14 protein-coding genes are annotated in these 13,374 nt (G+C 64.5%); 9 read left to right on the forward strand and 5 right to left on the reverse strand.

The genetic code is table 11. The features are described from left to right. Positions 1-29 precede the first annotated feature (29 nt). The 4 genes from GNZ21_RS16215 to GNZ21_RS14920 all read right to left on the reverse strand — a co-directional run bounded on the left by GNZ21_RS16215 (position 30) and on the right by GNZ21_RS14920 (position 2,077). On the reverse strand, positions 30-266 hold the full coding sequence (locus GNZ21_RS16215) for a carboxymuconolactone decarboxylase family protein (RefSeq protein ID WP_308805455.1): 237 nt from the start codon (positions 264-266) through the stop codon (positions 30-32). Positions 267-499: 233 nt separating this feature from the next. Continuing rightward, positions 500-1,339, reverse strand: a complete 840-nt coding sequence (locus GNZ21_RS14910) for a DUF2510 domain-containing protein (RefSeq protein WP_308805456.1) — start codon at positions 1,337-1,339, stop codon at positions 500-502. A gap of 122 nt (positions 1,340-1,461) precedes the next feature. Further along, entirely contained in the window at positions 1,462-1,620 is a 159-nt protein-coding gene (locus tag GNZ21_RS16395) for a helix-turn-helix domain-containing protein (RefSeq protein WP_157325798.1), read from the reverse strand. 10 nt (positions 1,621-1,630) lie between these two features. Further along, a complete protein-coding gene (locus GNZ21_RS14920; RefSeq protein ID WP_157325730.1) occupies positions 1,631-2,077 on the reverse strand; it encodes an SRPBCC family protein in 447 nt (148 codons plus the stop codon). A gap of 219 nt (positions 2,078-2,296) precedes the next feature. On the opposite strand from GNZ21_RS14920, the gene GNZ21_RS14925 reads away from it, so the two are divergent. The 3 genes from GNZ21_RS14925 to GNZ21_RS14935 are packed head-to-tail and all read left to right on the forward strand — an operon-like array spanning position 2,297 to position 4,568. Then, positions 2,297-2,884: a hypothetical protein gene (locus tag GNZ21_RS14925; protein WP_157325732.1), complete on the forward strand. Its 588-nt coding sequence runs from the start codon at positions 2,297-2,299 to the stop codon at positions 2,882-2,884. A 60-nt stretch (positions 2,885-2,944) separates the two neighbouring features. Further along, entirely contained in the window at positions 2,945-3,628 is a 684-nt protein-coding gene (locus tag GNZ21_RS14930; RefSeq protein WP_157325734.1) for an IMPACT family protein, read from the forward strand. A gap of 10 nt (positions 3,629-3,638) precedes the next feature. Further along, complete coding sequence (locus GNZ21_RS14935; protein WP_157325736.1) at positions 3,639-4,568, forward strand: amidohydrolase family protein; 930 nt, start codon at positions 3,639-3,641, stop codon at positions 4,566-4,568. 8 nt (positions 4,569-4,576) lie between these two features. Here GNZ21_RS14935 and GNZ21_RS14940 read toward each other — a convergent pair whose 3' ends face one another. Next, positions 4,577-5,959, reverse strand: a complete 1,383-nt coding sequence (locus GNZ21_RS14940; RefSeq protein WP_157325738.1) for a DUF6318 family protein — start codon at positions 5,957-5,959, stop codon at positions 4,577-4,579. Between the two features lie 182 nt (positions 5,960-6,141). Here GNZ21_RS14940 and GNZ21_RS14945 point away from each other — a divergent pair, with 182 nt between their 5' ends. The 6 genes from GNZ21_RS14945 to GNZ21_RS14970 all read left to right on the forward strand — a co-directional run bounded on the left by GNZ21_RS14945 (position 6,142) and on the right by GNZ21_RS14970 (position 13,373). Next, on the forward strand, positions 6,142-6,768 hold the full coding sequence (locus GNZ21_RS14945; RefSeq protein WP_157325740.1) for a hypothetical protein: 627 nt from the start codon (positions 6,142-6,144) through the stop codon (positions 6,766-6,768). A gap of 95 nt (positions 6,769-6,863) precedes the next feature. Beyond that, positions 6,864-7,973, forward strand: a complete 1,110-nt coding sequence (locus tag GNZ21_RS14950; protein WP_157325748.1) for a BMP family lipoprotein — start codon at positions 6,864-6,866, stop codon at positions 7,971-7,973. Positions 7,974-8,012: 39 nt separating this feature from the next. Further along, on the forward strand, positions 8,013-9,587 hold the full coding sequence (locus GNZ21_RS14955) for an ABC transporter ATP-binding protein (RefSeq protein WP_157325750.1): 1,575 nt from the start codon (positions 8,013-8,015) through the stop codon (positions 9,585-9,587). Then, a complete protein-coding gene (locus GNZ21_RS14960; protein WP_157325752.1) occupies positions 9,584-10,930 on the forward strand; it encodes an ABC transporter permease in 1,347 nt (448 codons plus the stop codon). Before GNZ21_RS14955 ends, GNZ21_RS14960 begins: the two co-directional genes overlap by 4 nt. Then, the gene (locus GNZ21_RS14965; protein ID WP_157325754.1) at positions 10,927-12,237 is read left to right on the forward strand and encodes an ABC transporter permease; all 1,311 of its coding nucleotides are present in this window, start codon (positions 10,927-10,929) and stop codon (positions 12,235-12,237) included. The genes GNZ21_RS14960 and GNZ21_RS14965 overlap by 4 nt, the downstream gene beginning before the upstream one ends. A gap of 518 nt (positions 12,238-12,755) precedes the next feature. Further along, positions 12,756-13,373 (forward strand): DUF47 domain-containing protein, encoded by a 618-nt coding sequence (locus GNZ21_RS14970; protein ID WP_157325756.1) that lies wholly within the window; start codon positions 12,756-12,758, stop codon positions 13,371-13,373. Position 13,374 lies beyond the last annotated feature (1 nt).

Here is a 13,374-nt window from a genome sequence, read left to right on the forward strand (position 1 = left end):
CCCATACCGCTATCGGTAGTGCCGTTCCCTCAGCCCGTGTTCACAACCTCACGGGGAACTACATCTAGGTCGGTAGCGTGCATGTCCACGCAGAACGCGCACTCATTGATCTGGGAAGCACGCAGTTTCACCAAATCGAGCAGCACTGGATCGAGACTCTTCCGCAGATAGGTCTCCAACCCGATAACTGCCTGGTAGCCCTCGGGGTGCGTGTCGGTTGATTTCAAGACGAGGCAAGACGAACCCCTTCCATGTCGGTGCTGCACCGCGGCCTACCCGCAGTGAAAGAGCCTCCTTGCGGACTCTTCACCCAGCTTGTCGATGCCACCCCCGTCGATGTGACACCTGCCCTGGGCTATTAGGAGCCGGGTCGGCACAGTACGAAGGCGATGAGAAGGCGCACTTGGGTGTGGACGGTAATCTCGAAGGGTCTAGCCCATCACCGGCAGGAGAAGTGGGAAGGGTCTGATAAGCCGCTGGTCGCGCGTTCGAGGCGGAATCAGTCCGTCAGGACAGTGATGACCTCGACTTCGAGATAATTGCCGGAAAAGTCCTCGACTACAACCTCGTAATCACCGGCTTCGAGTGGCAAGGTCAGCCGAGAGTTGAACCCGTCGCCCCCATCGTCGTCGAACCATTCTTGCCCATCAGGGGCGATGAGCGTCATCATCGGATCCTCGTTGTTGAGAGTGTCCACGCTGATTTCGTAGGTGCCGTCCTCCTCCAGCGTCAGCACTGTCGAGGCTTCACCGCCTTCAGGAACCTCCAGCTCGACCCGCGGCAGGACCTCATTACTGTCATCCTCGCCTCGATCACCGAAGTCGAGAAGCCCGCCCTCCTCAGTGCTGGCTTCGTCATCGGTGCCGGTCTGGTCATCCTCGGCTTCCGCCTCTTCGAGCTCGGTCTCGGAGGCCTCAACCTCGCCCGACTCATCATCCTGTTCATCGTCGGAAGACAGCAGCATAATCAGCAGAGTCACGATGACTCCCAGGAGAACAAGCAGCACAACGCTGATTGTGATGATGATCCCCACGTTCTGCTTGCCAGAAGAGGGGCCCGGCTGCCACTGGGAAGGCTGCTCATGCTGCCCAGAGGGGGAATAGCTGTGAGCCTCAGTGTTCGCGACGTTCTGGCTGCCGGTCGCCTGGTAACCAGACGATCCAACGGCCGGATTGCCCTGCTCAGCTGGGCTGTACCCGGAGGCGGCCGGCTGGGCGGCTCCCCACTGAGTACCATCCCACCATCTCATCGCGCCGGGGTGCTCAGGGTCTGGGTACCAGCCTTCAGGTGGGAGTTGATTCACGGCGAACCTTTCACTTTGCGAGTTCACAATCGACACTAAGCCTATTCGAACTCATCGCATCACGCCTCCGTGTGGTTATTCCGAACCAGCACAGGGCCCGGGTTCGGCTCGTAACGAGAACGTGCCTAGAGGACGCCAGCCAGACCAGATCCGGGGCCCTACCCTGCTGGAGCCTCTTGCCCAGCCGGTCTCCGGCTCCTGTATTTCTTGGGACTCATTCCGTAGTGGCGCTCGAACGCCGATGAGAAGCTGTGAGGACTGCTGTAACTGGTCCTGCGTGCGATTGAAGCAACGGTGGCATTACCCCGGCTGAGCAGGTCAGCGGCCCTAAGCCTGTTCCGACACCTTCTTCAGGCGGAGGATGGACGCCTCGAGATTCTCTGCAGTGGTGTTCCGCGCCCGTTCCAGGCGGGCGGGGTCACTCAACGCAGTCCAGTCATAAGTATGGGTCACCTCGGTACGAGCAGGATCCACTGCTCTGAGCTCCCAGCGCCACAGGTGGCCTGGCTGGCTCCCTCCGATGGGCGAGGGCTTCCATGCGATCAGCTGCCCTTCTGCGAACTCCACCACGTGGTTCTCACGCGTCTTGCCATTGGTCAGCGTCATGAGGAAGACGTCTCCCACAGCACGCACCCGCTGGTCAGGCTCAGCCGAGGTGAGATTGTTATTGCCGTCCCATTCCGGCTGCCTGGCCGGATCTGCGATGTACTCGAAAACTGTCTCTGCCGGTGCCTCGATCACACCGCTGGCGCTCACCACCCGCTGCTCAGTCATATGACTCAGCGTATCCTAAGGCCTCCGAGAACAACACGATTCAGGTTCTGGATCCGTAGAAAACCGGCGGCCAGCAGGACTGCCAGCGCGGCCGGGTCATCCGGCCTCTGCGGACCGTCAGCTGACCCTGGCCCTTAGCACGGCATGTGACGCGCTGACCTGGGGCTTGTACGGTGAATAGTTATGCGAGACGGACTGAGCCCTATACGACACTCTCCGATGACCCTCATTGCCGTATTGATGGTGATCTCTGCAGCGGTAGCCCTCATCCAGGGGCAGATGGAGGATCTGCTCGTTCCCCTGTTGGTCCTGCCGGCTGTGCTGCCGCCGTTCCTCATTGAGAAGTGGGCTCGGGTCCACATCCCGGGAAGCGTCCAAGCCCAATATGCGCTGCTGCTGCTGGCCGGACCCTATGTGGGGGAGCATCTGGGGCTCTACCACCTGTGGGACCCCTGGGATAAGTGGGTGCACCTCTACTCCGGGTTCTTCATCTCCTTCACCATCGTTTTTGCACTCGGAGTGGTGCTGCGCCGGTACGGCCTCAGCCTGCCTCCCTGGGTGGAGGCCGTCATCCTGATCTCCCTCAAGGCTTCAGTAGCGCTGTTCTGGGAGGTCGCGGAGTTCTTTTGGGATCTGGCTCTGGGCACCTCGGCGCAGGACCACAACTTCGACACGATGACTGACATGATGCTGGGCACCGCGCCCGGCTTCCTCATTGCAGGGCTCCTGATCCTGCATCGCACCAAGAGGCGCATCCGGTATCTCGAAAACCTGCTGAACGCTCCCCTGCCGAAGTCCAGCAGCTAGGCCACCAAGGACCAGTCCCGGCCCGGCCCCCCTCCAGTCCCGGGGCCGTAGGCTGAAGAGATGACAGAGGCCAGGTATACGGTGCTCAGGCCCGGAGTGCGGATCACAGCGCAGATCGAGCGGAAGAAGTCGCGGTTCCTCACAGTGCTGGAACGTGCCGAAACCACCGAGCAGGCACAGGAGTTGGTCGAGGAACTCCGCCGGGAGCATCACAGCGCTCGCCACCACTGCAGCGCCTGGGCCATCGGTCCAGACCGCCGGGTCCAGCGAGCAAACGACGACGGCGAGCCCTCAGGCACCGCAGGGGCGCCCATGCTGGAGGCACTCACCAAAGCCCAGATGCCCTCTGGTGAGCAGGATCTCTCTGATGCTGTGGGCGTCGTCGTGCGCTGGTTCGGCGGAACTCTGCTCGGTGCCGGCGGACTGGTCAGCGCCTACTCCGACTCGATGATCGCAGCCCTGCAGCAGGCCCAGGCCCAGGGCGCTTTCCTGAGCCGGCGGCGGATGCGGCTGTTCACCCTGGAAACCCCTTTCGCCAAGGCCGGCCGATGGGAGAACGAGCTGCGCGCCATCGGCGCCGAAGTACCCTGCACCGACTACGCCGCGGTTCCGGGGGCAGCGGTGATGCAGCTGGCGGTCCAGGACGAGGACGCCTCGGTGGACAGTCTCCACAGCAGGGTCGCTGCCCTGACCCAGGGCGGAGGGCAGCTGCACCCGGCTGGCACCACATGGGTGGACCTCTAGGATCGGCAATATGACGACGACGCCTCCCCCAGCCCATGACGAGGACATCGCCCGGTATGCGGAGGCCCTGGGCATCCCGGGACTGGCCGATATCCACGTGCATTTCTTGCCGCAGAGCGTCTTGGACAAAGTGTGGGCCTTCTTCGACCGGGCCGAGGCGCACTACGGCAGGCCCTGGCCGATCCGGTACCGCTACAGCACCGAGACCCGACTGAAGATCCTGCGCAGCTTCGGGCTGCAGGCCATCCCGGCACTGACCTACCCGCATAAGCCGGGCATGGCGGCCTGGCTCAACGACTGGAATGCCGAGTTCGCCGCCGCCCACCCGGATGTCATTCACTGCGCCACCCTCTACGCCGAGCCGGAGGCCGCCCAGTACGTCCCGGCTGCCCTGGCCGCCGGTGCCCGCCTGTTCAAGGTCCATGTCCAGGTAGGCGAGTTCGCCCCCGATGACCCGGTCCTTGATCCGGCCTGGGCGGCCCTTGAGGAGGCAACAGTCCCAGTGGTCATCCACGCCGGCTCCGATCCGCTGCCCGGGGCTCACACCGGACCGGGGGCGGTGGGCCGTCTATTGGGGCGCTTCCCTGAGCTGAGGCTGGTGATCGCCCATATGGGCATGCCTGAGTACCAGCAGTTCGCCGACCTCGCCCAGGAGTACTCCGGGGTGCACCTGGACACCACGATGTATGTCTCCGGGTTCTTCAACTCCGCCGCAGATGTGCCCGCCGGCTACCGCGAGCGCCTGAGAACCCTGCAGGACAAAGTGGTACTCGGCTCCGATTTCCCCAATATCCCCTACCCATATGCCGACCAGATCTCCGGGCTGGCAGAACTGGGACTGGGGGATGAGTGGATGCGCTCTGTGCTCTGGGAAAACGGGGCGCGGCTGATGGGCCTCTCAGGGCAACATACGACGACGCCGCCCCAAGCAGGTGCCTGAAGCCAGCCTCAGTCCCTGGTCAGGTCCGGTTCGGGGATCTCGACCTCCATCAGCTCGAAGACCTCCTCCGGCTCATTGCCACCGGTCTCGGCGGCCTGCCAGTGGCCCACATCGTCGTTGTAGATGAACATGTAAGTGGTGGTGCCGATCTCGTGCTCCCGGTTCACGTGGAAGACAGTGCCGTCCTCCGCGTAGGCGGTCCACTGGCCCTCCACCAGCTGACCGGAGACCATCCCTGCCTCAGGGTTGGGCAGTGATCCCTGCCAGACCCGCACCTCAGAGATCTCAGTTGGGGTGTCCAGGGCGATGGTCACATTCTCCTGTTCGATCAGCTCCAGCCGGCCTTCGAAGAGGGACTCGAGCTCGCCCCACTCGGGGTGCATCATCTGCTCAGCCGGCTCCATGTCTCCGGTGGCCCCGGAGTAGTCGAAGACCTCCAGCCAGTAGTCCATCGCCGCAAGGGCGCCCTCGGGGCTGTGCTCCTCCACCTCAGAAGGCATCTCGGGCTGCTCGGGGGACTCGCCGGCACCAGGCGGGGTCCCGCCGTCGTCGTCGCTGTCATTGCCCGGATCGGTGTCCACAAAGCCGGGTGCGATCCCAGCCACCCGCCAGTGTCCCTGGTGCTCATCGAAGACCAGCTCAAAGGTGTTGGTCTCCAAAATGCCCACACTTGTGGTGACCACGCCCTCGGGGTCCACCCGCTCATAGGGATCAGAGACCAGGTCCACCACCGCTTCGAAACCCTCACCCATCGGCATCGAGAAGTAGAGCTCGCCGAAGATCTCACCGCCCACCAGCCACTGGTTCTCAGCGGCCATATCCTCCACATCCGTCTCCCAGACGGCACAGTCCCGGCAGTCCTCCATATGCAGCTGCGCAAGGTACTCGTTGTCACGGGTCAGCTCGGCATGGTGCAGGAACTCGAACCAGTGGGACAGCGCGGCATAGGCCCCATCAGTGCTGGAATCGCAGATCAGTGCAGAGAATTCAGGGGCCTCTACCCCCTCGGCGGGGGACTGCTGCGTGGCAGGCTGGAACTCCTCAGAGGATGCCAGCTGCTCAAAATACGGCACCGGGACCTCTTCCGGGCCCTCGCCCGTAATTACGTTGACCCCATGCAGAATCCGGTCCTCATCCTCTGGCTGGACCTGGGGATCTCCGGCGCAGAATTCGGCCAGCGTGCCGGGCTGCGCCTGGTCGGTCTCCGGCGGCTCCTCCGTGCCCTCAGGCTGATCAGTGCCCTCCGGATCCCCGGGCACCTCCACCGGCGGCGCCGGCTGCGGCTGGCTTCCGCAGGCGGTGAGGCCCAAGGCTGCCACAGCTGCCAACGCGGCCCAGTTCTGTGACCCTGGTCTGAAAATAATCCGTCCCGAGACTGCCTGCTGTCCCACGTCCAACTCCCCTGATGGCTGTGCTGTTACTGACCCGTTGCTGAAGACTCCGCCGCCCTCCGTACGCTCAGTCAAACCAGTTTGTCTGGAATGTTCCTGAATACTTGCCTGACGCCCACTACGTATTTCACTCGTACAGCCTGCGCTCTGCCATGCCCAGCGGCAGATATTATGGCGACCCGATGAGCAATGCTCCGCGCTACCGCAGACCCCTGTACTCCGACCCAGCTGCGTTCGACCAGCGGGTGGGTGGCTCTGATCCTGCCCAGATCGCCCAAGCGGCCCATGACACCGCCCACGCCTTGATCAGCCAGGGGCGCGACGCCGCCGACCCTGAAATCACCGAAAGGTTCGTGCGGCTGGCCGAGACAGAGGGGATCGAGGCCATCGCTGAGCTTTGGGCCCACTCCCCCGCCCGCTCTCTGGCGGGTGCCCTGTGGCGGATCTACGTGCTGCGGGCCGCAGTCCAGAAGTCCCCGGAGCGGATCAGCGAGTACTACCGGCTGGGCCGCAGCCACTCCGCACCCTCAGCGATCGCCGGGGTTGCCGAACCACCCTCCGCCGAGGAGATGACCCGGCTGGCCGACCGCATCCTGGCCGGAATGTACGCCGGGGACATCGATGTCGCCTTCGACCGGGCCGGCGCCTTCTGCCGGGTGGTCGCCCGGGGCCAGGCACTCTGGGCTGACCAGCGCCGACTGGAACACTTCGAGGCCCGGGCACTGACCGAGAAGGCCAAACAGCTGCTGGGCACCGCCGAGGAGCTGGAGTCCGCGGCCCGGGCGCACCGGGCCGGGACACTGGACTGACCCGGGGTTGGGTCTTCGACGTTTGACCCGTACTATGTCCTCACACCGCACCTGTGCGCGGTTACGCACCTTTACTCACACCACAGGAGAACCCGATGAGGCCCTTCAACCCCAAAACACTGTTCAGCCTGGCTGCAGTGGGCGTGCTCGCCCTCTCTGCATGCGGCGAAGCCCCTGAGGAGGAGCCGGAGAACGAGAACACTGAAACCGCCGAGAACGGCGAGGCCGCAGAAGCCCCCGAAGACGTGGACTTCACCGCCTGTCTGGTCTCCGATGCCGGCGGCTGGGACGATCAGTCCTTCAACGAATCGGCGTATAACGGCCTGCAGAACGCCATTGAGGATTTCGACATCGACTCCAACACTGCCGAGTCCAGCTCCGAGGCTGACTTCGGCCCCAATGTGGACGCCATGGTCCAGCAGGGCTGCGACCTCACCTTCGGTGTGGGCTTCATGCTGGAGGACGCTGTTGACGAGGCAGCCCTGGCCAATGAGGATCTGAGCTTCGGCCTCATCGACTCCACCTTCCCCAGCGATCCGGAGAACGGCAAAGCTCTGGTCTTCAACACCGCTGAGGCCGCCTACCTGGCCGGCTATGTGGCTGCTGCCACCTCTGAGACTGGTGTAGTGGCTACCTTCGGCGGGATCCAGATTCCCTCAGTGACCGTATTCATGGACGGCTTCGCCGATGGGGTGGATCGCTACAACACAGATAACGGCGCAGAGGTTCAGCTGTTGGGCTGGGACAAGGAGTCCCAGAACGGCTCCTTCTCCGGGGACTTCGAGGACCAGAACGCCGGGCGCACCCTCACCGAGCAGTTCCTGGCCCAGGATGCCGATATCGTGATGCCGGTGGCCGGTCCGGTGGGCCTGGGTGCGGCAGCCGCCATCGAGGATCACGGCGATGCCCTGTTGATCTGGGTGGACACTGACGGCTATGAGTCCACCGACTACGGTGACATCATCCTCACCTCTGTGATGAAGCAGATTCCGCAGGCCGTCTACGACACTATCGAGGAGGCTGTGGCCGGAGAGTTCAGCTCCGAGCCCTATATCGGCGACCTGGAGAACGAGGGCGTGGGACTGGCTCCCTTCCACGACTACGAGGACGAGGTTGACGGCGAGGTCAAGGAGAAGATCGACGAGCTGATCGAGGAGATCATCAGCGGAGAGACCGTGGTCGAGTCCGAGAACGCCCCGCAGTAGTCCGCACCAGGGCCCAACAAGCCGAGGGGAGTACGCGGCATGAAGCTGCAGCTCAAAGGTGTCACCAAGCGATTCGGCACCTTCACCGCCAATGATCAGATCGATCTGACGGTGCAGCCCGGGGAGATTCACGCCCTGCTGGGCGAGAACGGCGCTGGCAAGTCCACGCTGATGAACACTATCTACGGGCTCTACTCCCCGGACGAGGGCGAGATCCTGCTGGACGATGAGCCGGTGCGCTTCAGCGGGCCCGGCGACGCCGTGGCGGCCGGGATCGGCATGGTGCACCAGCACTTCATGCTGATCCCGGTCTTCAGCGTCACCGAATCCGTGATGCTCGGCTATGAGCCCACCAAGGGTCCCGGGCTCATCGACTTCACCGAGGCCCGCCGCCGGGTGAAGGAGATCTCCGCAAGGTTCGGCTTCGAGGTGGACCCCGAGGCGATGATCGAGGACCTTCCGGTGGGCGCCCAGCAGCGGGTAGAGATCATCAAGGCGCTCTCCCGGGACGCTAAAGTGCTGATCCTGGATGAACCCACCGCAGTGCTCACTCCGCAGGAGACCGATGAGCTGATCAGCATTATGCGTCAGCTCAAGGCCTCCGGCACCTCCATCCTGTTCATCACCCATAAGCTGCGCGAGGTGAGGGCGATCGCCGATAAGATCACCGTGATCCGCCGCGGCAAAGTGGTGGGCGAGGCCACCCCGGAGTCCACCGAAACCGAGCTGGCCAGCCTGATGGTGGGCCGCGAGGTCAGCCTCACCACCCAGAAGGAACCCGCCCAGCCCGGCGAAACCGCCCTGAGCATCTCCGGGCTGAGCGTGGTCTCCGCCCAGGGCAAAACGCTGCTGGACGATGTCAGCCTGGAGATCGCCCGCGGCGAGATCCTCTGCATCGCCGGAGTGGACGGCAACGGGCAGACTGAACTCACCGAAGCGATCCTGGGCATCCGTGAGGCTGCCGCCGGAACCATCACCCTGGACGGCACCGACCTGGGGCCCAAAAGCGTCAAGCAGCGGCTAAACTCCGGGATCGGGTTCGTGCCCGAGGACCGCTCCACCGATGGGGTGATCGCAGGGTTCAGCATCACCGAGAACTTTGTGCTGGACCAGTACGACCAACCCCCGTACTCCAACGGCGTGGCGATGAAGCATGAGGTGATGCGCGCCGCCGCTGCGGAGCAGACCTCCCGCTTCGATGTGCGCCTGGGCACGGTGGACGACCCCATCTCCACCCTCTCCGGGGGCAACCAGCAGAAAGTGGTGCTGGCCCGTGAACTCAGCCGGGACAACCGGCTGCTGGTAGCCTCCCAGCCCACCCGCGGAGTGGATGTGGGATCCATCGAGTTCATCCACCGCACCCTGATCGAGGAGCGGGCCAAGGGCACCCCCTGCCTGATCGTCTCCACCGAGCTGGACGAGGTGCTCAACCTGGCCGACCGGATCGCAGTGATGTACCGGGGCCGGATCATCGGCACCGTGCCCGGGGACACCGACCGGGACGTGCTGGGGCTGATGATGGCCGGGGTCCCCGCTGAGGAGGCCAAGGCGCAGGCGGCTACCCACCATACGGTGCTCGGTGAGGCCGACGCCGAGGCAGAGGAACAGGCATGAGCGAAGCGGACCGGAAGAACGACGCCGCCCCCGAGAGCAGCAGCCCCGCCCCGGCACCCGGAGGTGCCCTCAAAGAAGCTGAGTCGAGGCTGCACTATGCGCTGCGGGATCTGGCCCAGTCCTCCTGGGTCATCACGGTGCTCTCCATTGTGGTGGCCTTAGGCGTGGGCGCAGTGCTCATCCTGGCCACCAATGCCCAGGTCCAGGACACGCTGGGCTATTTCTTCGCCCGGCCTGGGGATTTCTTCTCCGCCAGCTTCGAGGTGATCCGCGATGCCTACTCCGCCCTGTTCCGCGGAGCCGTCTACGACTGGCAGGCCGCCACACCCCAGCGTTCCATCCGACCCCTCACCGAGACCCTGGTCAACGCCGTTCCGCTGATCCTGGCCGGGTTGGGCATCGCCATCGGCTTCCGCTCCGGGATGCTGAACATCGGCGGGCAGGGCCAGATCATCCTAGGTGCCACCTGCGCAGCATTCATCGGCTACGCCTTCCAGCTCCCGCTGGGCCTGCATCTGCTGCTGGCCCTGATGGGCGGGGTGCTCGGCGGAGCCATCTGGGGCGGGATAGCCGGCGTGCTCAAGGCCAAGACCGGGGCGAACGAGGTGATCGTGACGATCATGCTCAACAACATCGCCCTGTACTTCCTGGCCTGGCTGCTGCGCCAGCAGTGGTTCGTCCAGACCGGCTCCAACCAGCCGATCGCCGCCCCGGTGGAGGATTCCGCCCGGCTCTTCGGCCTGCTGGGCAGCGGTTTCCGGCTGCATGCGGGAATCTTCATCGCCATCGCCGCCACAGTATTCGTATGGTGGCTGCTCGAACGCTCCACTCTGGGCTTTGAAATGCGCGCCATTGGGGAGAACCCAGAGGCCGCCCGCACCGCCGGGGTCAACGTGCCCAAGGCCACTGCCCTGGTGCTGATCATCGGCGGTGCACTCTGCGGGCTGGCCGGGGCCGCCCATCTGCTGGGCACAGAGTATCGGCTGGCCGCAGGTATCGCCGGAACCCTGGGATTCGATGCGATCACGGTGGCTCTGCTGGGCCGCTCCCGACCGCTGGGCACCTTCCTGGCCGGGCTGCTCTTCGGCGGCCTGCGGGCCGGCGGAGTGCTCATGCAGGCTCAGACGGGCACCCCCATCGACATCGTGCTGGTGCTCCAGTCGGTGATCGTGCTGCTGATCGCCGCCCCGCCCCTGGTCCGCGCCATCTTCTTCCTGCCCGGTACAGACACTAAGCCGAAGAAACCACGGCACCGCCGCAGAGCACTTCGGGACACAGCCAGCCGACGCGCCGAGGACCCGGCACTGGCCGGCAGCGCACAGGGCGAGGGGAGCCAACGATGAGCGAGCAGACCACCGCCCCAGAGACCACCGCTGTCCACGCCGAGCCGCTGGAGCAGGCCGAGGCACGCCTGCAGCCCATCCGGTGGAAGTTCCCGGTCACCTACATCCTGCTGGGACTGCTCTCGCTGCTGGTCTTCACCCTGCTGATCCCCTCCGGTGCCGTCACCCAGTTCCGGGTCTCCACCGCCAACGACTTCATCACCTTCGATGCGATCAACGTACCCAGCTTCGGCACCGCGCTGGTGTTGAGCATCCTGCAGCTGGCACTGGCTGCCTGGGCGGTCTACGCGGCCGTGCACCGGATCCGGCTCGGCGCCTGGCACCCGGTACTCTTCGGCATCCTGTTCGTGCTGGCGTTCCTGGTCTACGCCGGGGCCGGCCGCGGGGCTTTCATACCCATGGTCACCCTGCTCTCCGGAGCACTGATGCTCTCAGTGCCGCTGATCTTCGGGGCCATGTGCGGCCTGGTGGGTGAACGCTCAGGCATCATCAATATCGCTATTGAGGGGCAGCTGCTGGCCGGTGCGTTCCTAGCCGCGGTGGCGGCGTCGTTCTTCACCTCCGCCTATGTGGGGCTCCTGGCGGCACCTTTTGCCGGTGCTGCGGTGGGCGCACTGCTGGTCTGGTTCGCCGTGAAGTACCACGTCAACCAGATCATTGTGGGCGTGGTGCTCAATGTGCTGGTGATCGGGCTGACCAGCTTCTTCTACTCCACAGTGCTGACCCAGAACGCTGAGCTGTGGAACACCCGGCAACAGCTGCCGCGACTGCCGATCCCAGGGCTGAGCCAGATCCCGATCATCGGACCAGTGCTGTTCAACCACACCATCCTGGTCTACCTGATGTACGTGATCGTCTTTGCGCTGAGCATCCTGGTGTTCAAGTCACGCTGGGGGCTGCGGATGCGCGCAGTGGGCGAACACCCCAAGGCGGCCGATACCGTGGGCATCAACGTGGCCCGCACCCGAGTGATCAACACGATCCTGGCCGGTGCCATTGCCGGAATGGGCGGGGCGTACTTCACCGTGGGTCAGGGCTTGGCCTTCGGCCAGGAAATGTCGGCCGGGCAGGGCTTCATCGCCCTGGCAGCGATGATTCTGGGCCGGTGGAATCCCAAGGGAGCGCTGCTCGCGGCGCTGCTGTTCGGGTTCTCCACTTCATTGGGTCAGACCCTGTCCACTATCGGCACCCCGGTTCCCTCCGAGATGCTGCTGATGCTGCCCTATGTGATCACGATCTTCGCGGTGGCCGGGTTCGTCGGCAGGGTGCGGCCCCCCGCCGCGGAGGGCGTGCCCTACATCAAATAGGGCTCGCGGCTCCGCATGCGCGGTGAGGAGCGCAGCGAAGACTTCAGGACGTGAAGTTCCGCGCCAGCGGAACGCGAACCGCGAGGTCAGGGACCTGCGCAGCCATCCTGACGGCTGTACGGGCCACCTCAAGGCGAGGCGAGCGGGACAGGAACCGCGACCTCAAGGACCCGCGCAAACGCAGTAGCGTTTTGGGGGGGCCAGGTCGTGGCGTGGCCGCCGCCGGGACTAAGGGGTGCCGGGCTGGGAACGCCTCACGGCGCGTGGCCGCTCGTAGCGGCTGAAGGTTGGAGCCCGGGGGTTACCTGCAGCCCGGCACCTTCACACCAGTGTGGACCCGGCGCCGAGGGATGGTCAAACTGCTGAGTACCTGGAACGGTTAATGACGCCTCTGGGACCACCCTGCGGTAGCCTTGTCTGCGGCCATTCACCCAGTGGCTATACACTCACCACTTATAGGACACCTGCCGTTCACCTTGGCGGCAGGCCTCGCCGCACGTACCAGAGGCCCATATCGAATGATCGCTCGGAACCGCCAGCGCCAGCACCGGTCTGCCACGCTGCTCACCGATATCGCCCGGGAAGTTCGGGCCGGGGTGAGTCTGCTGTCCCAACTGCTGGGCACCCCGGCCGGGGAGCGAATGGCCCACCGTGAGGAGCTGCTGGGGCTCGAGGGGCGGGTCATGGACCTGCACTTCAACCTGATGACCCATATCCGCAGCGTGTTCCTGACCCAGCTGCCCCGCCAGGACATCTACGGCATCTCCCAGCAGCTCAACCGCACTATGGAGCATGTGGTGGCAGCCGGTGACCTCATCCTGCGCCGTCAATCCCTGCAGCTTCCTCCAGAGTCCGCAGCCCTGATTGAGGCACTGACCCGGCAGGCCGAGCTGAGCCATGCCGCGATGGCCAGACTGGACGATTTCGACTACCTGGAAGAATACTGGGCCCAGCTGCAGCGGCTGAGCAAACAGGCCAATCGCATCCACCGGGACTGGATCACCTCCACCGATTCTGCATTCCAGCCCAATATCGCCCAGCAGCAGGCGCAGCTGGCCGATCGGATCCTGGCCGCAGTGCATTCGCAGCGGAAGGTCGCAGTCATCTGCGGGTCTATCATCGTGCGGGAATCCTGAC

It is taken from the genome of Nesterenkonia alkaliphila (genome assembly GCF_009758175.1).
Lineage (GTDB): Bacteria > Actinomycetota > Actinomycetes > Actinomycetales > Micrococcaceae > Nesterenkonia > Nesterenkonia alkaliphila.